The following is a 25,141-nucleotide window of genomic DNA, read 5'->3' as shown; positions in this document are numbered from 1 at the left end:
TGGATAGCGCCGGTACCGATTGGCGAGTGAAACCCGTGGCGAGGGAGCTTGCTCCCGCTCGGCTGCGGAGCAGCCGCAAAAGGCATGGGCCGCTTCGCGTCCAACGGGAGCAAGCTCCCTCGCCACAACAGCGTTCTGCCGCATTCAACAGCCGGGTGGTTATCTGCATTTGAGGCGCCGAGCGAAGCGAGGGTTCCCACCAATGCAGCAGGCCCCCGTTTATCCGCCTGCCATTCAATCCAACGGAATTTTTCGCCGTTCCTGGCGCTCTGCAACAGAAGAGACGTTCTGATTCAGCGTCCGCCAAGAACCCGAGAGGCCCTTATGACTGCGCTGACACCCCTCCAATCCCAGCCGGCCACCGTGCACCCTGTTATCCATAACGGACAGGTGCGCCAATGCTATGAACGGCTGTTCCAGGGCCCCGACGACGCTGACAAGCAAGCCGTCGCCCAAACGTTCCTCCAGCAATGCATCACGAAGGCTGCGGCGCTCCCCCAGGAGATGCCTGCTGACCCGACGGCGTTGCAGGCCTGGGTCGAACAACACAGCGCCGGCGTGGCCCGGCAATACGCTGACTATCTGGAACGGCGCAAAACCGGCGGCCCGCGGGAGTTCTTCCGCAGCAAAGCCCACGCCCTGTACTTCCTCCAGGCCGTGGCGCCGACCAAAAGGGTCGACGGCGCTTGGCTGTATGGCGTGGTCAAGCACTGGCATGACCACCGTTTCGAAGGGTTGCTGTGCACCTACCTGGAAGAACTGGGAGACGGTCACCCCGCGCAAAACCATGTGGTGCTTTATCGCAAGTTGCTCGCCGAATACGATCTGTCGGACGCCCCGGACATCGACGACGACCTTTATCTGCAGGGCGCCGTGCAATTGGCCCTGGGCTATGCCGGCGACGAATACCTGCCAGAGGTCATCGGCTACAACCTGGGCTACGAACAATTGCCCCTGCATCTGTTGATCAGCGCCTATGAACTGAGCGAACTGGACATCGATCCGTACTATTTCACCCTCCACGTCACCATCGACAACGCCAGCACCGGTCACGCCCACAAGGCCGTGCAAGCGCTGCTGCAACTGATGCCGATGGAAGCGGACCGTGAGGCCTTCTGGCAACGGGTCACGTTGGGCTATCGCCTCAATGACCTGGGGCAGGGCAGCCGGGCCATCATCGGCTCGTTCGACCTGGATCGTGAAGTGCTGGACATGCTCGAACGCAAACGCCCGTTCGGCCAGCACATGCATTCCGATTACTGCAAGTTCGAAGGCAAGACCGTCAACCAGTGGCTCGCGGCGCCGGGTCAGTTGGAAGGGTTCCTGACGGCCATGCAGAACAAAGGCTGGATCAAGCGCCATGAAGACCCGCAAAACAGCCGCTTCTGGACCCTGATCGACGGGGCAGGGGCGGCCATGTTCGGGGTGTTCAGCCCTTACGAAAAACAGCTGCTGCACGATTGGATTGCCGGTGACTGGCTGGACGAGGGCACGAAGTCTGGCGTGCGGCGTAGTCCGGTTGCCGCTTGCGAGGCCGCCACGCCGATGGACGATCCCGATGTGCAAAGCCTGCAACAGGCGCTGCAAGGCCGCGCGCCCGACGAGCAGATGCAAGTCCTGATGCCCTGGCTCTGCGCCCGCTGCCACAGCCATCCGGCCGGGCTGCTGGCGACTCGCCGATTCATCGAACTCAAATCCGCACTTCGCTAGGGAGCCCTGCATGAATGAAGAAGTACGCCTGTCCGAGCCGGACCTTGCACTGCTGCAACTGGGCCGACGCCTGCAAGCCGACGGTTACCGTTTCATTACCCCGACGCCGTTGACCCATGAACGGGTCAACCAGCGTCCCGGCAATGAGCGCGCCAAGACCCTGCGGGATGTGTTCGGCTGGTCACGGCCATTTGCGCCGGGTCTGATCAGTACCGACGAACAGCGGCAATTGCAAGACGCCCAGGTGCTGGAAGCACATGACGGCCTGTTGCGTAGCCGGGTGCGCTGGTCGAGCCTGGATGGCTTGCTGTTTGCCCATTCGCAGTTCCCCACGCAAGCCACCGATGCGGTGTTCTTCGGCCCCGACAGTTACCGTTTCGCCCAACTGATCCATACGCATCTGCAACAGAATTTCACTGCCGTGCAGCGCGCCGTGGACATCGGTTGCGGCGCCGGTGTCGGCGCCATCGTGATTGCCCGCGCCCGCCGTGAAGCGCAAGTGCTGGCCGTGGACATCAACCCCCAGGCCCTGCGCCTGAGCGCGGTGAACGCCGCATTGGCCGAGGTCGCCAACGTCGAGGTCGCCCGCAGCGACGTGCTGCAGGACGTGCCGGGCCAGTTCGACCTGATCGTCGCCAACCCGCCGTACATGGCCGACCCCTCCGAGCGCGCCTATCGCCATGGTGGCGGCGCACTGGGCGCCGGGCTGTCGCTGCGCATCGTCGCGCAGGCCTTGCCCCGGCTCACCCCTGGCGGCTCGCTGGTGCTCTACACCGGCGTGGCGATGGTGGATGGGCGCGACCCGTTCCTCGAAGCGCTGGGGCAATGGCGTGACTCAGCGGATTTCGGTTGGACCTACAAGGAATTGGACCCGGATGTGTTCGGTGAGGAACTGCTCACGCCGGGTTACCAGGACGTGGAAAGGATCGCCGTGGTGGCGTTGGTTGTAACCCGCATGGGCGCAGGTATCGGCGGGGCTATCGGAGGGACTATCGATGAACAGGCGCATGAAATTCGGCGTTGAAGAGGAGTATTTCATCACCGATCTGCACACCCGCTGCATGCCGGGTGAACCACCCGCAGAGGCTGTCGCCGCCTGCCGGGCCGAGCTGGGCAAGCATTTCGCCCATGAGATGTTCCAATGCCAGGTCGAGATGGCTTCGCCCATCTTTCGCAGCCTGCCCGAGGCCGCCGACTACCTGAACCAGGTGCGTACGGGCCTGAACCAGCGGCTGGCACCTTATGGCCTGGGCCTGCTCAGCGCCGGTTCACACCCGATGGCCACCCCGGTGCTGCAACCCACCGATGAGCTGCATTTCCAGCAACTGTTCGATGATTACCAGCGGGTGGCGCGGCGCAGTGTGCTGTCGGGGCTGCATGTCCATGTGGAAGTCCCGGCCACGCAGGACCGGGTGCGGGTCATGAATGAGGTCCTGCCCTGGTTGCCGATGTTCCTGGCCCTGAGCGCGTCATCGCCGTTCTGGAACGGTGGCTACAGTGGCTTCAGCAGCTATCGACAAGTGGCCTGCGATGAATGGCCGCGCATGGGCGTGCCGGAGTATTTCGAAGATGAGTCGGCGTTCGCCGGCTACGTCGACATGCTCATGCGCACCGGGTCCATTCGCCAGGCCAGCGATTGCTGGTGGGTAATACGGCCTTCGTCACGTTATCCCACGCTGGAGCTGCGCATTTGCGATGCCTGCCCTCGGGCAGACGACGTCCTTTGTCTGGTCTCGCTGTTTCGCCTGATGGTGGCTCATGCCGTCACGCAACGCCGGCCCGGGGCCCGCTACAGCCAGATGTCCCAGTGGATCCTCAAGGAAAACCGCTGGCGGGCCAAGCGCCACGGGATCCTCGCGGAGTTTATCGTCGAGGGGCAGGAACAGCCGATGCTGATCGGGGAGTGGCTGACCCTGGCGGAGCAGACCTTCGGTGAAACCGCGGCCGAGCTCGGCGTCCAGGACGTGTTCAAGCAGGCCCGCCGGATCGTGCAGGAAGGCACCAGCGCCGATCGGCAAATCGTGCTCTACGAACAAGGCCTGCTGCTGGGCGATTCGGTCGAACAGGCCTTGAGCCGCGTGGTCGATCAGTTGCTCGCGGAAACGGCCGGGATGCCGGTCGCCGATCCAGCGTTGCAACAGGTGGCAGGTGGTCCATGAGCAGCAAGACCCTGGATGACTACAACCGCATGCGAGATTTCGCCGCCACCCCGGAGCCGGCGGCGAAACGTTCGCGTCGATCGGCAAAGACTGCCCATGCCTTGCAGTTCTGCATTCAAAAGCACGATGCCTCGCGATTGCATTACGACTTCCGACTGGAGCTGGACGGCGCGCTCAAGAGCTGGGCGGTGCCCAAGGGACCTTCCCTGGACCCGAAAGCCAAACGCCTGGCGGTGCATGTTGAAGATCATCCGCTGGACTACGCGACGTTCGAGGGCAGCATTCCCGAAGGCCACTACGGCGCCGGTGACGTGATCGTCTGGGACCGTGGCGTCTGGATTCCCCAGGGGGATCCCCACGATGCCTATGAAAAAGGCCGGCTCAAGTTCGAGCTGCAAGGCGAAAAGCTCAGCGGCTTGTGGAACCTGGTGCGCACCCACATGCCTGGCAAACAGGAGCAGTGGTTCCTGATCAAGCATCAGGACCAGGCCGCCCGTCCCGAAAGCGAATACGACGTGGTCCAGGCCGAGCCGGACAGCGTGCTCAGTGATCGCACCCTTGTGCCCAAGCAACGAGGCAAGGCTGCCGCGGCCAAAACGGTGAAACGGCCGGAAAAAGCCAGCCAGCCGAAATCGCCGAAACGCACCTCGAAAACCACCCTCAGCGGCGCGGTCGCCGGGCCGCTGCCCGAAACCCTCAAGCCGGAACTGGCGACACTGGTGGAAAGCGCGCCCGACGGCGAATGGCTCTATGAGATCAAGTTCGATGGTTACCGGGTCATGGCGCGGATCGAAAACGGCGACGTCAGGCTGCTGACCCGCAACGGCCATGACTGGACCCACAAGTTGCCAAAGCAGGCCGAGGCCTTGGCTGCCCTGGGGTTGGAATCGGCCTGGCTCGACGGTGAAATGGTGGTCGCCAACGATCAGGGCGTGCCGGACTTCCAGGCCTTGCAAAATGCCTTCGAGGTCGGCAGCAGTGGCAAGATCGCCTATTACCTGTTCGATATGCCTTATCTCAACGGCATGGATTTGCGCAAAGTACCGGTGCAAGAACGCCGGGCCGCATTGGCCGCCGTGCTGGAGCCCAATCAAAGCCCCTTGCTACGGTTTTCCGATGCCTTTGAGCAACCCCCTGAAGCGCTGCTCAACAGCGCCTGCCAGATGCAGATGGAAGGGCTGATCGGCAAACGCATCGGCAGCGCCTATGTGTCCAAACGCAGTAACGACTGGATCAAGCTCAAATGCAAGAATCGCCAGGAATTCGTGGTGGTGGGTTTCAGCGATCCCAAGGGCGCCCGCAGTGCCTTCGGTGCCTTGCTGCTGGGGCTGCATGACGCTGACAGCGGCCAATTGCGTTACGCCGGCAAGGTCGGCACCGGCTTCAACGAAACCACCCTCAAGAGCATCTACCAGCAACTGCTGCCCCTGGAGACGAAAAAGGCCGCCGTGGTGAACCCGCCCACCGGCTACGAAGCCAAGGGCGTGCACTGGCTTGAACCGACGCTGCTGGCCGAAGTGGCCTTTGCCGAAATGACCAAGGAAGGCTCGGTGCGCCATGCGGTTTTCCACGGTTTGCGCAACGACAAGCCGGCCAAGGCCATCACCCAGGAGCTTGCCAAGCCCGTGAAAAAAACCACGGCGGCGAAGAAAACCAGCCCCAAGGACGAACCTGACGCGAAATCGGACAAGAGCAAGGACAAGGTAAAGACCCGGACACAAGCCAAGGCGCCGGCCATGGACGGCAAGGTCCGCATCACCCACCCGGAGCGAGTCATCGACGCCAGCAGCGGCACCACCAAGCTGCAGTTGGCCGAGTACTACGCCAGCGTTGCCGAATTCATCCTGCCGGAACTGGAAGATCGCCCGGTCGCCCTGGTCCGGGCGCCGGATGGCATCGCCGGTGAGCTGTTTTTCCAGAAGAACTCCGAGCGCCTGGCGATTCCCGGCATCGTCAGCCTGGACAAGGCACTGACGGGGCAGCCGGTGATGATCATCAACAACGCCGAGGCGCTGATTGGCGCGGTGCAGATGAGCACGGTGGAGCTGCACACCTGGAACGCCACATCCGTGGACCTGGACAAGCCCGACCGCTTCGTCCTCGACCTCGACCCGGACCCGGCGCTGCCCTGGAAAAGCATGGTCGAGGCGACGCAACTCACGTTATCGGTGCTCGATGAGCTGGGGCTCAAGGCGTTCCTCAAGACCAGCGGCGGCAAGGGCATCCATGTGGTGGTGCCGTTGACGCGCAAACTGGGCTGGGACGAGGTCAAGGGCTTCAGCCATGCGATTGTCAGTCACATGGCCAAGCTGTTGCCGGATCGCTTTTCGGCGGTGTCCGGGCCGAAGAACCGGGTAGGGCGGATCTTTATCGATTACCTGCGCAACGGGTTGGGCGCCACTACCATCTGTGCCTACGCCGCCCGGACCCGGGAGGGGTTGCCGGTGTCGGTGCCGATTTTTCGTGAGGAGGTGGCTGAGCTCAAGGGGGCGAACCTGTGGAATGTGCACAATGTTCATGAGCGTCTGGCGGAGGTGGGGCATGAGCCTTGGGCTGGGCTTAAGAAGACTCGGCAGAGTATTACGGCTGAGATGCGTCGGCGTATTGGTATGAGGAAGGTTTAAAGGTATTGGGGTTTGGTGTGTATATCCGTTGCTGCGGTAACGGCCACTTAGGGTTCCGCCCTGACGGCGGGTCACTTTCGAAAAGCCCGGAAGCCGGCCCAGTCGAAAGTAACCAAAGCGCTTTTGCCCCACCACTTGGTGCCTCGCTTAGGCTCGGCATGCCTGAACGAAGGCAGTGCTCCGTGGGCCGCCGCGAAGGGCCATCCATGGCCCAGCGCGGCTAACCCGGCATCCATGCCGGGTTGCCCACTGCGCAATACCTTCGTTCAGCCAGCGTGGTTAACGGGGCGCCCGAGATCAACGTCCACCGCGAGGCGGCCTGAGAGCCGACCTGATTCTTGGTGGGACCGCGTTTCTCCTGTGGGATGAGTGTGGGAGCGAGCTTGCTCGCGATGGCGGTGGTTCAGTTTTCGGTGATGTTGGATGTGCCGGCGTCATCGCGAGCAAGCTCGCTCCCACAGGTGATCTTGGGTGTTCCTAAGTCTTGTGTTCACCACAGACCCACTGTGGGAGCGAGCTTGCTCGCGATGGCGGTGTGTCAGTCGACCTGTGTATCTACAGACTGACCGCCTAAGCAAGTCCGCTCGCCACAAGGTTTGCACAAATCTTCCAGACACTTCTCCCATCAGCAGTTAATCTGCCAAGAGCACATTCGTTAAACGGGACAGGGCATGACGGCGCGCAATTGGATCGATCTCAAGCAGGACGCCACGTCCGGTATCGAGACCGTGCGCGCGCATTTCGAGGGGCATGCCTATGATCCCCATTGGCATGACAGCTACCTGGTGGGCGTGACCGAGCAGGGTGTGCAGCAGTTTCATTGCCGCCGCCAGCAGCACAACAGTACGCCGGGCAAGGTGTTCCTGCTTGAGCCCGGTGAGCTGCACGACGGTAATGCGCCTCACGACCACGGGTTTACCTACCGCACGTTGTACCTGGAACCCCAATGGCTGGAGCGCGAGTTGCGTTCCTTGTTCGACGTCGCGCCGGACAACGCCCAGTTGGGTTTCGCCGCCACCCTGACCGACGATGCACGGCTGGCGAGTGCCACGGCCTTGGCCTTCCAGAGCCTGCATGAGCAGGAAATCCGCATCGTGCGCCAGACGGCCCTCGATACCCTGTTGGCCAACCTGACCCAACACCTGCACTGGCGGGCGCGGATCAACCCGGATCCGCGGCTGCCGTTGGTGGCGCAGCAGGCCCGGGATTATCTGCACAGTCACCTGAGCGATGACATCGGCCTGGATGACCTGGCGCGGGTCACCGGGGTGGATCGTTTTCGCCTGACCCGTGCGTTCAAGGCCGCTTTCGGCCTGGCGCCCCATGCCTATCTGATCCAGTTGCGCCTGGCCCGCGCCCGGCGTTTGCTGGCCTCTGGCGAGAGTGCCGTAGCGGTGGCGGCCATGCTCGGTTTTGCCGACCAGAGTCACTTGGGCCGCTGGTTTCAGCGTGCCTATCGCCTGAGCCCGGCGGACTACCGCAAGCGCTGCTCAATTGTTCCAGACTGACCCTGGCTTCGCGGGGATGATCCAGCGATCGATCCTTACCGAGAAGTCGCTCCATGGACCAGTTACTGCCGTTTGCCTTGTTCGCGTTTGTCGCCTCCATCACCCCGGGCCCGACCAATATCCTGGTGCTGAGCCATAGCTCGCGCTTCGGCCTGGCAACCACCGTGCCGATCATTCTCGGTGCCTGCGCTGCGGCAGCCTTGCTGGTGCTCCTGGTCGGCACCGGGTTGGGGGATGTGCTGGCGCGCCATGCCACGCTTCAAACGCTGCTCTCATGGGCGGGCATTGCCTGGCTGAGTTGGATGGCCTGGCAGATTTTCCGCGCACCGGCCCAGGCCATCGACCCGGACCGCCCGGTGGAAGGCCCGCGCCTGGGCCTGGCGGGGGCGGCCGGGTTGCAATTGGTGAACCCGAAAACCTGGATGATGGCGTTGGCGGTGGTCAGCGTTTTCGCGGGGGCCGAGGCCGACCGGACCGTGCGGGTTCTCTGGCTGTCCCTGGCGTTCTTCGCCATTTCCATCCCCTGCATGACCGTCTGGGCCTACCTGGGCCGCGGTGCCGCACGGTTCTGCCGTTCCGCCGTGGCGATGGGGCGGTTCAATCGGGTCATGGCGGTGATGCTGCTGGTGTCGGCATGGTTGACCTTGGTGATGTAGCGGCGATCCACCTCCATCACCCCGCAATCCCTTGCAACGGTTGGACGGTATCAAAACACAGTTGATTTGGAGAGCATCGGCCACGCCAGAACTTAACGTGCTTTAGCGCTCGAACGAACACTCGACCCCAAGGAAGGAGGTCCATCATGCCCACTCAAGATACCCCTATCGATTTTATCCGCGCCAGGCTCCCTGTCTGGTTGAAGCGAGCCACACGGGCCCGGCAGGCACGTTTCAAAGTGCTCACCCGACAATTGCAGCGCGACAGTGATGCACTCAATGCATTGCTCAGCGACCTGCCGGGGCCCTATGCGTTCACCCTCGAACGGCTCAAGACCCAGCCAGAAGTACAGGATTGGAGCCGGGTGATTGGCTCCGGCACGGTGGCGGACGCGGTACGCCGGGCCAGGGTCAGGCGAAGTTCTTTCGTTAACGACCCCTCGCTGTCGGTGATCGAGGCGGCCATGTGCAATTACCCTCCCGCCGACGCGGTCGTCGGCAGCGATTTCGATAACCAGGGCGAACTGTTCATCCAGGGCCGACGAGGGGAGTTCTTCCGAGGGAACGCTCCGTCGGACAGGGCGATACTGGCCACGACCCCGGCCAGCTTCGCCAGCCTCTGTCGCCGTATGGATGTGGGCGGGGCCTATCGGCAGTTGCTCGAACAGAAGATGCCTCGTATTGCCGATGAGGTGCCCGCCATTGCCAAGGCCTACATGGCGTACGCCCGCAGCCAGCTCGCCTATGACGCCTACGAAGCCAAGCTGGATGGGCGCCTGGACGAAACCGGTGAGCGGTTGCTGGCCCACGTGGGCATTCATCTCGAAGGTCGGCCCGTCGCCCCCCTGGCCTGTGAGGTCAAGGCGCTGGAATTGCTCTCGGCGCCCTTGTTTGGCGTCCGGGTGTACTGGGGACTCAAGGGCGATGCCCAGGGGGTTCGCCCGATCGTCTTGCACATGCCCCATGACACCGTGGCGCCGCTCAAGCAGTTCCCCAGCTTGCAGGCACTGTCAGCGGAGCTCACCGAACGGCTGCGCAAACGCCGCTATCGCCAGGGCCTGATGCATTACCTCCCATTGCGTCTGCAGGCCAGCCTGGGCACGGCGTTGCACGATCAAGTGGAGTGGAAGGTGACGGACAACCTCAATCTCTTCCAGGAAATTCATGCACGCATCACCGGTTGGCGCGAGGGCGAGCGGGGCGAGGATGGCGATCACCGGCACATCCGGATACCCACGCCCAAGGTGGCCTGGGGTCTGAAAGACTTGCGTGAGGAGCCTTGGCACGCCAGCTATCACGAGTGGCGCGGCCACGCCCTGGCCAACGCCTCGGCACTGATGGTCCCGACCAAGGACCAGGACTGGCGCGCGCTGCTGGCGCGCCTCGACTATTGGGAGGGGCTTGTCGAGCGTTCACTGATGATCGCCGCGACCTTCTTTCCGTTTTGCGCGCCGATCGGCATGACGGCCGCGGCAGTCGGTGGCGTACGCCTGGTGTACGAGATCTTCGAAGGCATCCAGGCGTTCAACGAAGGCCACGCGCAAGAAGGGATCGAGCATATCTTCAACGTGTTGTTCGGGCTCGCTCAAGGCGCCTACCTGGGCTTCGTCGGTGGGACCGTTGAGCCCATGCCGGTGAGTGACGGCACCACGCGCCTGTGGAATGGCGACGTCAGCGTCTTCGAAGCGCAACGCCTGCCCCCCGTGGAGGCCGAGCAGGATGCCTGGGGTGTCTGGCGCACGACAGACGCGGCGTGGGTACGCATCGAGGATCGTTACTTCGAAGTAGAGGGCGCGGAGGACGCCTTGAACCTGCGCCTGCCAGCCGGGCACCGAGGTGTGACGCCGCCGCTGGAATGGAGCCGTGCCCGCGGCTGGCAGTGGGCTCATCGCAACCCGTTGCAGCGCGATAACCTGGCGTTGTTGCGTGCCTTTGCCGAGACGCCCGTCGAGCTGGATGATACGGCGCTCCTGGCCGTGCAACGGCAGGTCGGTATCAGCGAGGCGCATTTGCGCTACTTGCAAGTCCAGGGGCGGCCGATGCCGGCGATATTGGCCGATGCCCTGGATGAAGCACGGAACTGGCAATGGGCGCGGCACACCATTGAACGCCTGCGCCGTGGCGAAGCGCCGGGAGGCAGGCATTTTCGCATCGTACAGACCCTCGTCGATCTACCGGGGTGGCCCGAGGGCTTGACGTTGCGCTACCACGATGGCGTGAGGCTCTACCCGGTGGGTGACATCGCCGACACGCGCTTCCTATGGTTGAGCAAAGCGGACCTGGAGCACGACGCCTGGGCCGCCCGCATTCTGGGGAAGTTGAGCATGGACGAGCAGAACGTGCTGCTCGGACAACGCAGTTTCGGCCTGCGCCCGCTGGAGCGCAGCCGATTGTTGGCCGGACGCTGGGCCGGGTACCTGGAACGCAATGCCACGCGGGTGAACGCGGCCATGGCCCGTCATGTCGGGCGCGATCCCTTGGCTGCCCCGGTGATTCGGGCGTTCCCGAACCTGCCCGAATCCATCGCCAACGAACTGGTCCACGAGGTGGCAGGTCATGATCGGTTGCGCTTGCTGGGAGGCAAGGTGGCCGAGAACCTGGGCAAGCAGTGCGCCGAAGCCTTGCGCGAGCTGCGCCTGACCCGTGCCTTGCGCGCCCTGGAGCGGGGCGAAGGCACCGTGGACCGTGACCGCATCGTCATGGGCCTGCTGGGCGATGCCCCCCGGTTACAGGGTCGCGTGCACCTGCGCGTTTGGCTGCGCGAGCTGCAAGACCCGATAACGGTGGGGGAGGACGGCCCCTTGAAAACCATTCGCCAGGAAGGCGACAAGTACCGCCCCTTTGACGAAACCGGCGAAGAATTGGCAAACCCCATGAGTCTGGAGGATGCGCTGCTGCGGGCGCTATCGGACGACGCCCGCCAGGCGCTGGGCTTGAATATCTGGGAGGCGGATAAGCTTCGGTCCCAGTTGCTTGCACAGGCCCTGGAGGACCGGCAAGGCCTGCGTCCCTACCTGTCGATGAGGCGCCTGGGCAGTGTCGGATCGCGGCCGCAATGGTTGAACGGGCACTTGGTGTACCCCCTCAGCGGCCGTGGCAGGCTGCCGCTGCACGATTGGCGCGGCAGCCTGGAGCAGCGTCTTGAGCGGCTCTATCCCAGCCATGGAGGGGAGCGTCTCATACAGCTACAGGCAAACCTGACGGAACAGGCCGGGCACCAAGGCATCAGCCTGGGCGAGCTGGTGGACCGGCTGGAAAACGAATGGACCACGCTGGACGATGGGCTGCGCCAGTGGGTGGACCATGAGGGTTTCCACCACCCTAACGAACAGCAGTACGACCGTGAGACCCTGCTTGGGCAACGCAATGCCATCGCCAGTGAACTGCGTCGTGCCTGGCGGAGCGAAGCCGAACCGGGGCTGGAGGGTAGTGAGGTGGCATTACGCTTAGGGGCTTTGGACGTCGGTCGGTTGCCTCCCATCAGTGCACGTTTCGAGCATGTCCGTTTGGTGGCGCTGAGCCATATGGGCCTTAGCGAGGACCCTTCAGACTTCCTGAGATTGTTCCCCAACATCGATACGTTGAACCTGCAGGGCAATCATCTCACCACGATTCCGGTGGCGGCAGGTGAGTTACGTTCGCTGGTGGAACTGTCAATGGAAGGCAATCCGCTCCATCTGCACGCAAATGTCTTCGCGCCATTGACCGGTGCTGAACCCACTAGAATAGCGGCCCTGGACCTGACGGGGATCAGTAGCGGTCCGGAGACCGGAACCAGTGCGGACGTGATTGCAGCCATTGACAGCCTGGCCGCACTGCCGACGTTGCGTGAGGTGGTGTGGGCCGAAAACTTGGATTTCACGCCCGAGCAGCTGCAGGCGCTGACTCGGTTGCCGGACTTGCGGGTGCTGGATCTGTCGCGCTGTGGCCTGCGCCTGGATGAGGAGGGCAGTGCATTCCTGCATACCGCGACGGGTTTGCAGGAGCTGCGCCTGAACGGAAATAATTGCAGGGACCTACCCGATTTGCCAGAGCTGACGAGCCTGTACGAGCTGGGAGTGGCCAGGAGCGGGCTTGATCGGGTGCCTCCGCTGGCGTTGGCGGTGCTGAACAAGCATCCGTCCGCTCTGTACGTCCTCGATCTTCGAGGCAACCGCATCACCACTATCCAGGATGACTTGCTGCCCGCGCTCGACCGCTTGCCCGATCGGGGCTCGCTGGCCGTATGGCTCGATGACAATCCATTGCCCAGTCTTCAGATCCAGGCCCTGCGCGCCATATATCCCGACTCGTTCCAGTACACCGCCGATGATTGGCTCTACTTTTCCTCGGCGCTCAAGAGAGCGCTGGAGGTTGCCCGCGACGATCCCGGGATGCGAAGTTTCATCGACTGGTTCTCTGTTGGCATCCGCAACACCGATAAGCGGACGCCTGCCGGGTTGTCTTTCGCCGATCGCCAGAGGGCGGCCGCTGTCTTGCAGCACTACATCGGCTACGAGAACACTCACGACCCGCTGCCGCTGCTGATTGGCGATTTCGATCAGCAACTGCAACAACTGCGCACGCGCCTGCAAGCCCGTATCCTGGATCGACAAACGCCAGACCTTGCCGAGCTGGAAATGCATTTCCACTTTTTCGAATCGGTGATGCGCGCGCGCCTCGTTCGAGGAGGCGTGCCCTTTTCAGCGTTTCTGGTCGAGCATTCCGCCTATTGGAACCATGCCCTGACGGAGCGTTACCCCGACCTTGCGCAGCGCCAGGTACACATGACCCGTGAAGCATTCATCGACTGGCTCAGCGATGCCCAGGACACCTTCAACAGCAATGACCAGACTCCGCGCGTGGGAGAAATGGCCTGGCGGCCCTATCTGGGGCTGATGTCCCGCGATTGGTCCGAAGGGCTGGCCTTCTGGGATACGCTGGATGACGATCTGGTGGAGGCCTTCAGCGAGCCGGTGAATCCGTCCCGTTGGCCGCAAGTGATGCTGGATAACCTGGTGCAGCCGGACGCCAGCCTGCCCAGCCCATTGGAGCCCGTCACCCAAGGCGACCGGATCGTCTGGCGCGGCGTGGGGCTCGAGGCCGTGACGGATGTGGATTGGAGCGCACGCCAGCCGGTGATGCTCAACGAGGACCAACTGCGGCGGACCATGGCGATCTACCGTTCGGTCAAGAGCCGCGAGGTCGAATCGCTGGTGCGGCGGATCACCATGGGGCTGGTCAATGCATGGTGGCCGGTGCCGTAGGCGCTGTCGCCTTGAAGACCAAGGCCTTCAGGCCACACTCCGGGTCGATGTCCGGAAATTCCGGTGGATTGTCCAGGCGCGTTTCGAACACCAGCCCGGGCGCTTCGCGGGTGACGCCGTCGATGAGGAAGTCCGGGCCGGTGGCCGGGTCGTTGCTGCAGGCCAGGACTGTGCCGTGGGCGGTCAGCAGTTCCGGCAGGCGGCGCAGGACTCGCTGGTAATCCTTGGTCAACAGGAAGCTGCCTTTCTGGAAGGTGGGCGGGTCGATGATCACCAGGTCGTACGGGCCGCTGTTGATCACCTTGCCCCAGGACTTGAACAGATCGTGGCCAAGGAAACTCACTTGGCTCAGGTCGTGGTCGTTCAGGCGATGGTTGTCGCGGCCGCGGCTCAGGGCCGCACGGGACATGTCCAGGTTGACCACATGCTGCGCGCCGCCGGCAATGGCCGCCACGGAGAAGCCACAGGTGTAGGCGAACAGATTCAGCACCCGCTTGCCCTTGGCGTTGGCCCGCACCCAGTCACGACCGTAGCGCATGTCGAGGAACAGGCCGTTGTTCTGCTTCTTGCCCAGGTCGATCCGGTAGCGCAGGCCGCCTTCGGTCAGGGTCCATTCGTCAATGGGCTCGCCCACCAGCCATTGGGTGAGGCTTTGCGGCAGGTAGCGGTGTTGCACGGCGAGTGTATGGGCCTTGCTGTGTTGCCAGGCCGGCGATGTCGTCAGCGCCAGCAGCGTCGCGATCAACCCGTCCAGGTGCGTGGGTTCCGGTTCCTTGAACAGCGAGACCAGCACCACCCCTTGCAACCAGTCGACCGTGACCTGCTCCAGGCCCGGCCAGCAGCGCCCGCGGCCATGGAACAGGCGCCGGGTTTCTTCCGGCACCGATGCCAGGGTGGTCAGCAAATGGTCGTGAAGGGTTTGAAGGGCTACGCAATTCATTCAGGCAACGCCAAGGATTCGAAAGGCCGGCATTTTAACCTGTGGCGAGGGAGCTTGCTCCCGCTCAGTTGCGCAGCAACTGCCTGTTTCAACCTCCACTGGTGGCCAGAATACTCGCGACCTGTTGCGGCTGACAGTTGAGATAGGCCGAACGCTTGAGCCAGCCCGGGTCCGGGTACCAGGAAAACATGAATTGCCCGCCCTTGAGCTTGTCGATCACCTGGCGCGCCACCTGCGGGCGTACGGCAGGGCAGCCCTGGCTGCGCCCGATACGGCCCTGGCGCACGCTCCACAACGGGTTCACGTAGTCGGCGGCATGGATCACGATCGCCCGATCACGGGCCAGGTCATTGAAGCCGGGCTCCAGGCCATCCATGCGCAGCGAATAGCCGTGGGTGCCCTGGTAGCTTTCCTGGGTGCGAAACAGTCCCAGGCTGGATTGATAGCTGCCCAGGCGATTGGAAAATTGCGTGGCGAAGTTTTCTCCCGAGTTCTGACCGTGGGCCACCAAGTCGCGCAATACCAGCTTCTTCTGGCGCAGGTCGAAGATCCACAGGCGCCGGGCCGTGGAGGGTTGCGAGTAGTCGATGACCGCCAGGTGACGGGCTTGGCCGGCGCCGTTGGCAACCGCGCATTGCATGGCGCTCAAGGCACTTTTGAGCGCCAGGGGATTGAGTTCCGGCGCTGCCTGGGAGAGGCTGTGGTAAAGCGTTTGCGACTTCGCCCTTTTTTCGGCCAGTGCCGGGCTGCAAATGATGCCCAGGCCCAGCATGACCAGGCAGAATCGGCGCAAAAAGCCCGATACAGGCGAAGGGGTTCCAACGTGGTGTTCGTTCGCGGCATCCCGTCCGATTTCGTTTGTCTGCATGATGGCGGGTCTTACCTGTCGCAAAAATTCACCGTCAACGAGACGGCCATGGATTGGAGTAAAGCAGTTGTTCAAAAAGTCCGCATGTTACCTGAGCCTTTTATTGCTCACTGCGCCATTGGTCGCCACAGCCGAAGACAGCGATCCGGCACTGGTGCAGACCACCCTGGCGCAATTGGCGGTTGCGTGCCCGGACGTCGCGGTGGGTGTCGACTTTCCGACGTTGCTCGACTTGCAGGCGTTCTATCAGCAAAACGCAGGCCAGGCAGTCTGGGCGGACGACGAACGACGGGCGGCGTTGCAGGTCCAGTTGCAACAACTGGCCGATGACGGCCTGGATCCGACCCGCTATCACCTGCCGGTCGAGGGGACAGCCCAGGGCGCTCACTGTGCCGACATCGCCATCAGCCAGCGCTACCTGCAAGCCTTGCATGACCTGCGTTTCGGCTACCTGCCTCAAGACCGGCTGGAGCCGGTGTGGAAGGCCAACCCACCGCCACAGGATCACCCGGCCGTGGTGCTGGCCATCGCCGGACTGGGCCGGCAGAACCTGGCCGATGCCTTTGAACAGGCGCGACCGAACCTGGACCTCTACCGCAACCTGCGCGGCCTCTATGCCCGGCTGCGGCAACAGCCTTTAGCCGAATGGCAAGCGGTGCCAGGCGGGCCGCTGCTGCAACCGGACAAACAGGACGCCCGCGTACCCGCCCTGGCCCAACGGCTGTTCAACGAGGGTTACCTGAGTACGCCGCCGCAAGTGACTGACGAGCATTACAACCCCACGCTGGTGGAAGCGATGAAGAGTTTCCAGGCCCAGCATTCGCTTCAGGCCGATGGCGTGGTGGGACCGTGGACCGTCACTGAGCTGAACATCAGTCCGGCCATGCGCCGCGAGCAGTTGCGCATCAACCTGGAGCGCATGCGCTGGCTGGCCCAGGACGTGGAGTCCGACAGCGTCCTGGTCAACGTGGCGGCGGCGCAGTTGACGGTTTACCAAGGCGGCGCGCCGGTCTGGCAGACCCGCACCCAGGTGGGTCGTGCGCAACGGCAGACGCCCTTGCTCAAATCCCACGTCACCCGGCTGACGCTCAACCCGACCTGGACTATCCCGCCGACCATCATGCGCGAAGACAAACTGCCCGAGATCCGCCGTGATCCGGAGTTTCTTACCCGCCACAACCTGCGGATCCTCGACAGCGATGGCTTGCCGTTGCTGGCGGAGGATATCGACTGGGAGCACCCGGGCAACCTCATGCTGCGTCAGGATCCAGGTCCGAAGAACCCGTTGGGCAAAATGGCCATCCGTTTTCCCAATCCGTTCTCGGTGTACCTGCATGACACACCGAGCCAGTCGTTGTTCAGCAAAGGCCCGCGAGCCTTCAGTTCAGGCTGCGTGCGGATCGAGCAGGTGATGCACCTGCGCGATCTGTTGGTAAGCCCGGCCGAACGCGCGCGCACCGACACGTTGTTGGCCAGCGAGTCGACCCATGAGTTCAGGCTGGCCCGGCCCGTGCCAATCCTGTTGGGGTACTGGACGGCACAGGCGGACAGCCAGGGCCAGGCGGTGTACGTCCCGGATATCTACGGGCGTGACGCGACACTGTCTGCCGCCCGTGGTCGCGCGCTCTGAGCTCAGGCGCATGCAGTTGCGGGCGCGTGGGTGGTTTCGTCGAGCGTGGCGAACAAGCGCTGGCCGATAGCGTCGGCGGCCTGCAGATGCTGCTGCGGATCGGCGGTTTCCGAGTCGAACAGCAGTTGGGAACTCACCACCCGGGCACCGCAATAACCGAAAATGCCATGGTCGATCTGCGTGGTCATCGCCTCACCGTAGCCGTGGCGTTGGAAGCTGTCGGCATCGGCGCCACCGACGCCCACCAGATGGACCCGCAAGTGCTGCAGCTTCTGGATAAACGGCTTGTCGAGGCTGAAATCGAACGCCCAGCCGTTGGAAAACACCCGGTCGATCCAGCCCTTGAGCAGCGCCGGCATGGACCACCAATAAATCGGATAGACCAGCACCAACGCGTCGGCACGGTCGATTCTGGCTTGCTCGGCCAGCACATCCGCGGGTGGCAAGGCCTCGCGGTGGTGCACAGCGTGGTCGGCAAAGCTGAAGCGTGGCTCGAAGCCTTCGGCAGCCAGGTCGGCGATCTCGAACGTATCGGCAGGGTTGGCGCGGGTGATGCCCTCGGCGATTTTCCCGGCCAGGCTGTGGGTGAGGGAGCGCGGATCGTGGTGAGCCACAACGATGAGTGCATGCATGGCGAAACTCCTTCTGGTCACGAGGTCTTGATGACAGGTATGCTTAAGTTACGCTTAGTAAGTTACGGTTGGTAAAGTTAGCATGTCAAGCACTGACGAACATTCGCAGCCTGCACCTCGTCGTCGTTTATCCCGGCATGACCGGCAGCGCCAATTGCTGGATGTCGCCTGGCGACTGGTGCGCGAGGAGGGCAGCGACGCCCTGACGCTGGCCCGATTGGCGGATCAGGCGGGGGTGACCAAGCCCATCGTCTACGACCACTTCATTACCCGGTCCGGGCTGCTGGCAGCGCTTTACCAGGATTTCGACGCTCGCCAGACGGCACTGATGGATGCGGCCCTCGACGCCAGCGACGCCACCCTGCAAAGCCGGGCGGCGGTGATCGCGTCTTCCTACGTCGAGTGTGTACTGCTGCAAGGCCGGGAGATTCCCGGGGTGATCGCGGCATTGACCAGTTCGCCGGAGCTGGAGCGCATCAAGCGTGAATACGAGAGCATTTTCCTCGACAAGTGCCGCGCCGTGCTGGAGCCGTTCGCGAGTACGAAGGGCATCACCCAGGCCGGTTTGCGGGCGATGCTCGGGGCGGCGGAAGCACTGTCCAATGCCGCCGCCACCGGGGAAATCAGCGCTGCCGAGGCAAAAGAAGAACTGCTGGTCAGTATCGTTGCGATGGTGACCAGGACCGCCGGCCTCCCTTCAAGCTGATCCATCGCTATCGCGAGCAAGCTCGCTCCCACAGGGGCTTGAGCTGAACCCCAGCCCCGTAACCACCACAAAACCATGTGGGAGCGAGCTTGCTCGCGATGATGGTGGCACATTCAGCCTATCGGCCAACTGACCGACTGATATCGAGAGCAACCCTCCTGATGGCGAACTGCACTTTTATGAAGCCGCAGGCGAGGGGGTCGCACCATCGCAAGGCAGTGGGTGGCGCTTGGGAAAGGGAGCCGGGCGCCGGTCGGCTTGTGGTGATAGCGCTGGCGTCTTCGCGGGCAAGCCCGCTCCCACAGGGGATAGCGGTAAAAGCGCTGCCGTGAGTAGGGGCAGGGCGAGGTTTGGCACGCTCGCTGCAAGAGGCTATCCAGGCCCACCGTGAACACAGTCGAGTGGGCAGCCCCGTCGGTCAACGAAGATCGAGCGCCAGCAGGCTGGGGGATAACGGTAGGTCAGGGCGCAGTCGCCGGACCGATACCGCACAGAACAGGCAAAGACGCCTGGAACCGCAAGGTTTCAGGCGTCTTTTTTTTTGCTTTCAAAATCGTGATGGGCTTTTGTCGGGTGCTTTCTATGAATTCCAACGTTGCTTCTCTGAACAAGCTGCAAACGCTGATCGTGATCGGCAATGGCATGGTCGGCCATCACTGCGTCGAGCAACTGATCGAGCGCGGTGCCCTCAATCATTACCGCGTGCATGTGTTCAGTGAAGAGCCGATGCGTGCCTATGACCGCGTGCACCTGTCCGAGTACTTCTCGGGCCGTGACGCCGAGTCCCTGGCCCTCGGTGAAGCTTCGTTGTACCAGACCCCCGGTGTCACGTTGCACCTGGGGGTGCCGGTGCTGGAAATCGACCGTGATGCGAATCAGGTCGTGACCGCGCAGGATCGCATCAGCTACGACAAACTGGTGCTCGCCACCGGTTCCTACCCGTTCGTGCCGCCGATTGAAGGCGCCGAAGGCGATTCGTGCCTGGTCTATCGCACCCTTGAGGACTTGGATGCGATCCGCGCCGCCGCCAGCAATGCCCGCCGTGGCGTGGTGGTCGGTGGTGGCCTGTTGGGCCTGGAAGCGGCCAACGCCCTCAAGACCCTGGGCCTGGAAGCCCATGTGGTGGAATTCGCCCCACGGCTGATGCCGGTGCAGTTGGACACGCAAGGCGGCTTGGCCCTCAAGGCGCGCATTGAAAGCCTGGGCGTCGGCGTGCACCTGTCCAAGGGCACCCAGTCCATCAGCGCCGGTGAGCAGTACCGTTATCGGATGAATTTCGGCGACGACGATTTCCTGGAAACCGACCTCATCGTGTTTTCCGCCGGTATCCGCGCCCAGGATGCCCTGGCTCGCCAGAGCGACCTGCAGATTGGCCCGCGCGGCGGCGTGGTGATCGACGATCATTGCCAGAGCAGCGATCCGGACATCTACGCCATCGGCGAGTGCGCGGCCTGGAACGGCAGCATTTTCGGCCTGGTCGCCCCGGGCTACCAGATGGCCCGCAACGTCGCGGCCCGGCTGTGCGGCGAAAGCGCTGAAGCCTTCACCGGCGCCGACATGTCCACCAAGCTCAAATTGCTGGGCGTGGACGTCGGTTCCATCGGCGATGCCCATGGCAACACCCCGGGTTCGCGCAGCTTCCAATTCATCGACGAAACCAGCGCCAGCTATCGGCGACTGGTGGTGGACGCCGCCGGGAAGCGCGTGATCGGCGCGGTGCTGGTGGGTGACAACAGCTACTACGACACCTTGCTGCAATACATGCAGAACGGCATCGCCTTGCCCAAGGACGCGGCCAGCCTGATCCTGCCATCGTCCGAAGGCGCCCCGACCCTGGGCCCGGCGGCGTTACCCGAAAGCGCCACCATCTGCTCGTGCCACAACGTCACCAAGGGCTCGATCTGCTCGGCCATCGACGGCGGTTGCACTGATCTGGGCCAGCTCAAATGCGACACCAAGGCCGGTACCGGTTGCGGTGGTTGCGCGGCCTTGGTCAAGCAAGTGTTCGAGCATGAATTGATTGCCCGCGGCGTCAGCGTCGACAAGAGCCTGTGCGAACACTTCGCCTACACCCGCCAGGAGTTGTATGCGCTGGTGCGGGTGGAAGGCATCATCAGTTTCGAAGAACTGCTGGCCAAGCACGGTCGTGGCCATACCGGCTGCGACCTGTGCAAACCGGCGGTGGGCTCGATCCTGGCGTCGTGCTGGAACCAGCCGATCATGGACCCGTCCCTGGTGGCGTTGCAGGACACCAACGACACCTTCATGGCGAACATGCAGAAAAACGGCACCTACTCGGTAGTACCGCGGATCGCCGGCGGGGAAATCACCGCCGACAAACTGATCGCCATCGGCGTGGTCGCCAAGAAATACGACCTTTACACCAAGATCACCGGCGGCCAGCGCATCGACCTGTTCGGCGCCCAGTTGCACCAGTTGCCGGACATCTGGGCCGAGCTGATCGAAGCCGGTTTCGAAACCGGCCACGCCTACGGTAAGTCCACGCGCACGGTGAAGTCTTGCGTGGGCAGCACCTGGTGCCGCTACGGCGTGCAGGACAGCGTGCAGATGGCCCTGACCATCGAGGACCGCTACAAAGGTCTGCGCTCGCCGCACAAGCTCAAGTTCGCGGTGTCCGGTTGCACCCGCGAGTGCGCCGAGGCCCAGAGCAAGGACGTCGGCGTGATCGCCACCGAAAAGGGCTGGAACCTCTACGTGGCCGGCAACGGTGGCATGCGTCCGCGTCACGCCGAGCTGTTCGCCACCGACCTGGATGACGAGACCCTGATCCGCTACATCGACCGCTTCCTGATGTTCTACATCCGCACCGCCGACAAACTGCAACGGACCTCGGTCTGGCGCGAAAGCCTGGAAGGTGGCCTGGACTACCTCAAGGACGTGATCATCCACGACAGCCTGGGCCTGGGCGCCGAGCTTGAAGCGCAGATGCAACTGGTGGTCGACCGCTACGAATGCGAATGGGCCAATGCCTTGAAGGACCCGGAGAAGCTCAAGCGCTTCCGCACCTTCGTCAACGACAAGCGCGGCGATCCGGACGTTCACTTCGTCCGCGAGCGCGGCCAGCGTCGGCCGGTTCACGCCCATGAACTCCATCTGATTCCCGTCACCGAGGAGGTGCTCTGATGAGCCAGTCAAACGTCGTTCGTATTCCCGCCCGTGATGTCGCCCAGGAACCGTTGCAGTGGCGGGCCCTGTGCAGCCGCGACGACCTGGTGCCCAATTCCGGCGTGGTCGCCTGGCATGACGGCAGCCAAGTGGCGTTGCTCTATCTGCCCGAGCATCAGGACAAGCCGCTGTACGCCATCGACAACCGCGACCCCAAGTCCGGTGCCAATGTCATCGGCCGTGGCTTGCTGGGCAGCATCAAGGGCGAGCTGGTAATTGCCTCGCCGATGTACAAGCAGCATTTCCGCCTGGAAGACGGTCATTGCCTGGAATACCCCGAGCAAAGCCTGCGGGTGTGGCCGGTGCGGCTTAATGGTGAGGTGGTGGAGATTGGCGAAGACTGATCCGCGCTATGGCGGTTTTTGGGGTGCTTTTATGGAGTTTTGTGGCGAGGGAGCTTGCTCCCGCTGGGCCGCGCAGCGGTCCTAAAATCTAGCGGTCGCTGCGCAACCGAGCGGGAGCAAGCTCCCTCGCCACAAAAGCGGGTCACATGTTATTGAAATTTGGGGATGAACAATGAAAACCGCCGCCCAACTGGTGAAACTCAAGAGTGTGCAGAACCAGCAGGTCCACAGCATCGCGCCGGAGCAGACGGTGCTCGAAGCGCTGCAGATCATGGCCGAGAAAAATGTCGGCGCGCTGCCGGTGATCGAGGACGGTCAGGTGGTGGGCGTGTTCAGCGAGCGGGACTACGCGCGCAAGATGGTGCTCAAGGGGCGGTCATCGGTGGGTACGACGGTGCGCACCATCATGAGCGCCCCGGTGGTCACCGCCGACAGCCAGCAAAGCATCGACCGCTGCATGGAGGTCATGACCGACAGCCACTTGCGGCACTTGCCGGTGCTGGATAACGGGCAGTTGATCGGCCTGTTGTCCATTGGCGACCTGGTGAAAGAGGCGATTGTCGAGCAGGCGAACCTGATCCGACAGTTGGAACACTACATTCGCGGGCACTAACCCCCGCTTATTGCGGACCAGCACCGTTTTTTGTGAGCACCGCTGTTGTGGCGAGGGAGCTTGCTCCCGCTGGACCGCGTAGCGGTCCCAAGATCTTGCGGTCGCTGTGCAACCGAGCGGGAGCAAGCTCCCTCGCCACAACAGCAGTTTCAGCCCAGCATCAGCAACTGCCGAATCAAATTCGGCGTACTGCCGGTCCAGCGCTTGAACGAGCGACGGAAGTTCGCCGTATCGTTGAAGCGCAAGTAATGCGCCACTTCTTCGTTGCTGAACCCCTTGACCTGATACAGATACAAAGCCACATGGGTGTGCACCCGGTCGACCTGTTGCTGGAACCCGGTGTGGTGCTTGTGCAACTTGCGCTTGAGGGTCGCCGGGCTCATGGCGAAGGCCTGGGCGGTCTGTTCCAGGCTCGGCGTCTGCTGCACCTGGACGTGCAGGTAGTCGTAGAGGCAATCCAGGAAGCTGGAGGCGAAGCCCAGTTGGTCGAGCTGGTCCTGGGCTTCGATCCGCGCCACCTGTCCTGCGGTGGCCGAAACATTGGGCCAGGGCTGGGCGAGGCAGTGGCGGGGCAGGCGCATGAGGTCCAGGGGGCGGTCGAATTGCGTGTGCTCGCCCAGGTGCACCCAATATTGCTCGACGTAACGCGGCTCGCTGTGGCGAAAGCTGCACTGCCAGGGCAAGCGCTCGCCGCTGAGCCAGGCACTCATCGCCACCATCGAGGTCATGCTCGCCTCCAGCACGAAGCGCCATTGCTCCCCGGCACCGCAGCTGTCCAGCCAATGGACATAGGCGTAGTGCTCGTCCAACAGCAGGCGCGGGGCGGCCAATGGGCTGAGCAGCGCTTGCTGGTCGATCAGGCTCTGCAGGGCCTGATGCAGATTCTGCGCGTGGCGCAAGGCGTGGCTCGCGGGGCCATAATGCCCGGGCAACAGCCGCTGACCAAACAGGAAACTGCTGTCGCTGGCATCCAGCAGGCGCCGGCTGTTGTCGATCAGGCCGAGGAATTGCTGCGGGCTGATACGGCTCTGTCCCGCGAGGATATCGTCATGGAACAGCCCGGTGCCGCGCAGGAGGCGATGGCTGTCGATGTCCCGCGACAGCGCCAGGTCGATCAGCGCGGCAGGTTGATAGTGGCCCGGAATGAAGCGGCTATCGGTTTCGTACCAGCAGGTCTTGAGTGTCATGCGCTTTTCGCCAGCGTGGTCCGGGACTGGGCCAGTGCCAGGTTCAGGCGCTTGAGCAAGGCCTCGGGGGATTCGTCGAACGCCATCACCACCGCCGTGCTGGCGGCCAGTTGCAACCGTTCGCCGTGTTGCCGGGTCTTGTGGGCCAGGCTGCGCACCGCAATTTCCAGCTCCAGGGCCAGGCGCCGGGCCTGGCTCTCGCCGGTGTCGGGCAACAGCACCACAAAGCGATCGCCGGCCAGACGGCACAGCAGATCTTGGCGACGCAGGTTCAAGACCAGCAATTGGCTGACCGCCTGCAACACCGCATCGCCTTCGCCGTGGCCGAAGCGTTGGTTGATGGCGGTGAAGTTGTCCAGGTCCAGGGCCAGCAACGACAGGGGCTGCTGGCGGCGCCGGCTGTCTTCCAGGCTGGCGGACAGTTCGTGCTTGAGAAAGTCGGCGCCCCCCAACGGCGTGAGCTTGTCGAACAGGCGGTGCTCACGGAACAGACGTTCGCGTTTCTCCATTTGTCCGTTGATCGCCAGCTGTTCGCGGTGCCAGTGATAGATGCCGAGGGTCAGCAGGATCATGCCCACCGGCATGGGCCCGGATTCGAGCCAGTGGTCCCAGGTAATGCTGTCGGGCAGGCGGATGAACTCGTCGAGGCTGTCGATCCACCAGGAAAAGAAGATGCAGCCCAGTCCCAGGACCAAGTAGTTGGTGACCCGGCCGGCCGGGCGGCTTTTCAAGACCAGCCCCAGCCAGACCAGTGCCAGCAGCGCCGAGCCACCTTCACCGAGGATATCCAGCCAGACCCATTCGGCGATGGGTTTGAGTTCGCCGCTGGCCAAGTGCAGGATCAACCCGAGGTTGGCCGCCAGCAGGAGCAGGGCGAGTTTGAAGCGGTGCGGGCGGAGCACGGAGAACATGGCCGGAGTCCTTTGCCAGAAGCGGAATGCGGCCCAGCACAGCAGATGGATGTGACAGTGCGGTGACGGCGGGTGATGGGGTGGGGGAGGTCGAATCAGCTCATCGGTTGTCCGTTTTTTTATTCATGACATCACCACTTATCTCATTGTGGCGAGGGGGTTCTGTGGGAGCAAAGCTTGCTCGCGACAAAGACGACGCGGTTTTTCAGGGAATCGAGGCG

The 25,141-nt window shown here is 63.1% G+C and carries 17 protein-coding genes; 12 read left to right on the top strand and 5 right to left on the bottom strand.

Going from position 1 to position 25,141, the window contains the following annotated elements:
* Nucleotides 1–324 precede the first annotated feature (324 nt).
* The 7 genes from AC515T_RS15285 to AC515T_RS15255 all read left to right on the top strand — a co-directional run bounded on the left by AC515T_RS15285 (nucleotide 325) and on the right by AC515T_RS15255 (nucleotide 13,903).
* A complete protein-coding gene (locus AC515T_RS15285) occupies nucleotides 325–1,710 on the top strand; it encodes an iron-containing redox enzyme family protein (protein WP_496528981.1) in 1,386 nt (461 codons plus the stop codon).
* A gap of 10 nt (nucleotides 1,711–1,720) precedes the next feature.
* Entirely contained in the window at nucleotides 1,721–2,734 is a 1,014-nt protein-coding gene (locus tag AC515T_RS15280; RefSeq protein WP_496528980.1) for a methyltransferase, read from the top strand.
* Nucleotides 2,706–3,869: a carboxylate-amine ligase gene (locus tag AC515T_RS15275; RefSeq protein ID WP_496528979.1), complete on the top strand. Its 1,164-nt coding sequence runs from the start codon at nucleotides 2,706–2,708 to the stop codon at nucleotides 3,867–3,869. The genes AC515T_RS15280 and AC515T_RS15275 overlap by 29 nt, the downstream gene beginning before the upstream one ends.
* Nucleotides 3,866–6,493, top strand: coding sequence for a DNA ligase D (gene ligD, locus AC515T_RS15270; RefSeq protein WP_496528978.1), 2,628 nt, complete (start codon nucleotides 3,866–3,868; stop codon nucleotides 6,491–6,493). The genes AC515T_RS15275 and ligD overlap by 4 nt, the downstream gene beginning before the upstream one ends.
* Nucleotides 6,494–7,164: 671 nt before the next feature.
* Entirely contained in the window at nucleotides 7,165–8,001 is an 837-nt protein-coding gene (locus AC515T_RS15265) for an AraC family transcriptional regulator (protein WP_496528977.1), read from the top strand.
* Nucleotides 8,002–8,054: 53 nt separating this feature from the next.
* Nucleotides 8,055–8,657: a LysE family translocator gene (locus AC515T_RS15260; protein ID WP_122568569.1), complete on the top strand. Its 603-nt coding sequence runs from the start codon at nucleotides 8,055–8,057 to the stop codon at nucleotides 8,655–8,657.
* A 146-nt stretch (nucleotides 8,658–8,803) separates the two neighbouring features.
* The gene (locus tag AC515T_RS15255; RefSeq protein WP_496528976.1) at nucleotides 8,804–13,903 is read left to right on the top strand and encodes a dermonecrotic toxin domain-containing protein; all 5,100 of its coding nucleotides are present in this window, start codon (nucleotides 8,804–8,806) and stop codon (nucleotides 13,901–13,903) included.
* Here AC515T_RS15255 and AC515T_RS15250 read toward each other — a convergent pair.
* Together AC515T_RS15250 and AC515T_RS15245 are read right to left on the bottom strand one after the other, a co-directional pair.
* Nucleotides 13,878–14,843, bottom strand: coding sequence for a class I SAM-dependent methyltransferase (locus AC515T_RS15250; RefSeq protein WP_496528975.1), 966 nt, complete (start codon nucleotides 14,841–14,843; stop codon nucleotides 13,878–13,880). The genes AC515T_RS15255 and AC515T_RS15250 overlap by 26 nt on opposite strands.
* Before the next feature lie 88 nt (nucleotides 14,844–14,931).
* Nucleotides 14,932–15,615: a murein L,D-transpeptidase catalytic domain family protein gene (locus tag AC515T_RS15245; protein WP_496533141.1), complete on the bottom strand. Its 684-nt coding sequence runs from the start codon at nucleotides 15,613–15,615 to the stop codon at nucleotides 14,932–14,934.
* A gap of 163 nt (nucleotides 15,616–15,778) precedes the next feature.
* Here AC515T_RS15245 and AC515T_RS15240 point away from each other — a divergent pair, with 163 nt between their 5' ends.
* On the top strand, nucleotides 15,779–17,341 hold the full coding sequence (locus AC515T_RS15240) for a L,D-transpeptidase family protein (RefSeq protein WP_496528974.1): 1,563 nt from the start codon (nucleotides 15,779–15,781) through the stop codon (nucleotides 17,339–17,341).
* A 2-nt stretch (nucleotides 17,342–17,343) separates the two neighbouring features.
* On the opposite strand, the gene AC515T_RS15235 is transcribed toward AC515T_RS15240, so the two are convergent.
* Complete coding sequence (locus AC515T_RS15235) at nucleotides 17,344–17,973, bottom strand: NAD(P)H-dependent oxidoreductase (RefSeq protein ID WP_496528973.1); 630 nt, start codon at nucleotides 17,971–17,973, stop codon at nucleotides 17,344–17,346.
* Nucleotides 17,974–18,055: 82 nt separating this feature from the next.
* Here AC515T_RS15235 and AC515T_RS15230 point away from each other — a divergent pair, with 82 nt between their 5' ends.
* From AC515T_RS15230 to AC515T_RS15215, 4 genes are all read left to right on the top strand, one after another.
* Nucleotides 18,056–18,679, top strand: coding sequence for a TetR/AcrR family transcriptional regulator (locus tag AC515T_RS15230; protein WP_496528972.1), 624 nt, complete (start codon nucleotides 18,056–18,058; stop codon nucleotides 18,677–18,679).
* A 582-nt stretch (nucleotides 18,680–19,261) separates the two neighbouring features.
* Nucleotides 19,262–21,823 carry a nitrite reductase large subunit NirB gene (gene nirB / locus AC515T_RS15225; protein WP_496528971.1) on the top strand — a complete coding sequence of 854 codons (2,562 nt, stop codon included), beginning with the start codon at nucleotides 19,262–19,264 and terminating at the stop codon, nucleotides 21,821–21,823.
* A complete protein-coding gene (gene nirD, locus AC515T_RS15220; RefSeq protein WP_496528970.1) occupies nucleotides 21,823–22,209 on the top strand; it encodes a nitrite reductase small subunit NirD in 387 nt (128 codons plus the stop codon). Before nirB ends, nirD begins: the two co-directional genes overlap by 1 nt.
* Nucleotides 22,210–22,381: 172 nt before the next feature.
* Nucleotides 22,382–22,822 carry a CBS domain-containing protein gene (locus AC515T_RS15215; protein WP_496528969.1) on the top strand — a complete coding sequence of 147 codons (441 nt, stop codon included), beginning with the start codon at nucleotides 22,382–22,384 and terminating at the stop codon, nucleotides 22,820–22,822.
* A gap of 149 nt (nucleotides 22,823–22,971) precedes the next feature.
* Here AC515T_RS15215 and AC515T_RS15210 read toward each other — a convergent pair whose 3' ends face one another.
* Nucleotides 22,972–24,009, bottom strand: coding sequence for an AraC family transcriptional regulator ligand-binding domain-containing protein (locus tag AC515T_RS15210; protein WP_496528968.1), 1,038 nt, complete (start codon nucleotides 24,007–24,009; stop codon nucleotides 22,972–22,974).
* Complete coding sequence (locus AC515T_RS15205; protein ID WP_496528967.1) at nucleotides 24,006–24,920, bottom strand: GGDEF domain-containing protein; 915 nt, start codon at nucleotides 24,918–24,920, stop codon at nucleotides 24,006–24,008. Before AC515T_RS15205 ends, AC515T_RS15210 begins: the two co-directional genes overlap by 4 nt.
* Nucleotides 24,921–25,141 lie beyond the last annotated feature (221 nt).

The organism is Pseudomonas sp. FSO-7, assembly GCF_059579345.1.
The sequence above is the reverse complement of the archived record's forward strand: the minus strand, read 5'-3'. Positions and strand labels throughout refer to the sequence as shown.

Coding starts and splice junctions, on each gene's coding strand:
- AC515T_RS15285 (WP_496528981.1), top strand. CDS start 325: ATGACTGCGCTGACACCCCTCCAATCCCAGCCGGCCACCGTGCACCCT.
- AC515T_RS15280 (WP_496528980.1), top strand. CDS start 1,721: ATGAATGAAGAAGTACGCCTGTCCGAGCCGGACCTTGCACTGCTGCAA.
- AC515T_RS15275 (WP_496528979.1), top strand. CDS start 2,706: ATGAACAGGCGCATGAAATTCGGCGTTGAAGAGGAGTATTTCATCACC.
- ligD (WP_496528978.1), top strand. CDS start 3,866: ATGAGCAGCAAGACCCTGGATGACTACAACCGCATGCGAGATTTCGCC.
- AC515T_RS15265 (WP_496528977.1), top strand. CDS start 7,165: ATGACGGCGCGCAATTGGATCGATCTCAAGCAGGACGCCACGTCCGGT.
- AC515T_RS15260 (WP_122568569.1), top strand. CDS start 8,055: ATGGACCAGTTACTGCCGTTTGCCTTGTTCGCGTTTGTCGCCTCCATC.
- AC515T_RS15255 (WP_496528976.1), top strand. CDS start 8,804: ATGCCCACTCAAGATACCCCTATCGATTTTATCCGCGCCAGGCTCCCT.
- AC515T_RS15250 (WP_496528975.1), bottom strand. CDS start 14,843: ATGAATTGCGTAGCCCTTCAAACCCTTCACGACCATTTGCTGACCACC.
- AC515T_RS15245 (WP_496533141.1), bottom strand. CDS start 15,615: ATGCTGGGCCTGGGCATCATTTGCAGCCCGGCACTGGCCGAAAAAAGG.
- AC515T_RS15235 (WP_496528973.1), bottom strand. CDS start 17,973: ATGCATGCACTCATCGTTGTGGCTCACCACGATCCGCGCTCCCTCACC.
- AC515T_RS15230 (WP_496528972.1), top strand. CDS start 18,056: ATGTCAAGCACTGACGAACATTCGCAGCCTGCACCTCGTCGTCGTTTA.
- nirB (WP_496528971.1), top strand. CDS start 19,262: ATGAATTCCAACGTTGCTTCTCTGAACAAGCTGCAAACGCTGATCGTG.
- nirD (WP_496528970.1), top strand. CDS start 21,823: ATGAGCCAGTCAAACGTCGTTCGTATTCCCGCCCGTGATGTCGCCCAG.
- AC515T_RS15215 (WP_496528969.1), top strand. CDS start 22,382: ATGAAAACCGCCGCCCAACTGGTGAAACTCAAGAGTGTGCAGAACCAG.
- AC515T_RS15210 (WP_496528968.1), bottom strand. CDS start 24,009: ATGACACTCAAGACCTGCTGGTACGAAACCGATAGCCGCTTCATTCCG.
- AC515T_RS15205 (WP_496528967.1), bottom strand. CDS start 24,920: ATGTTCTCCGTGCTCCGCCCGCACCGCTTCAAACTCGCCCTGCTCCTG.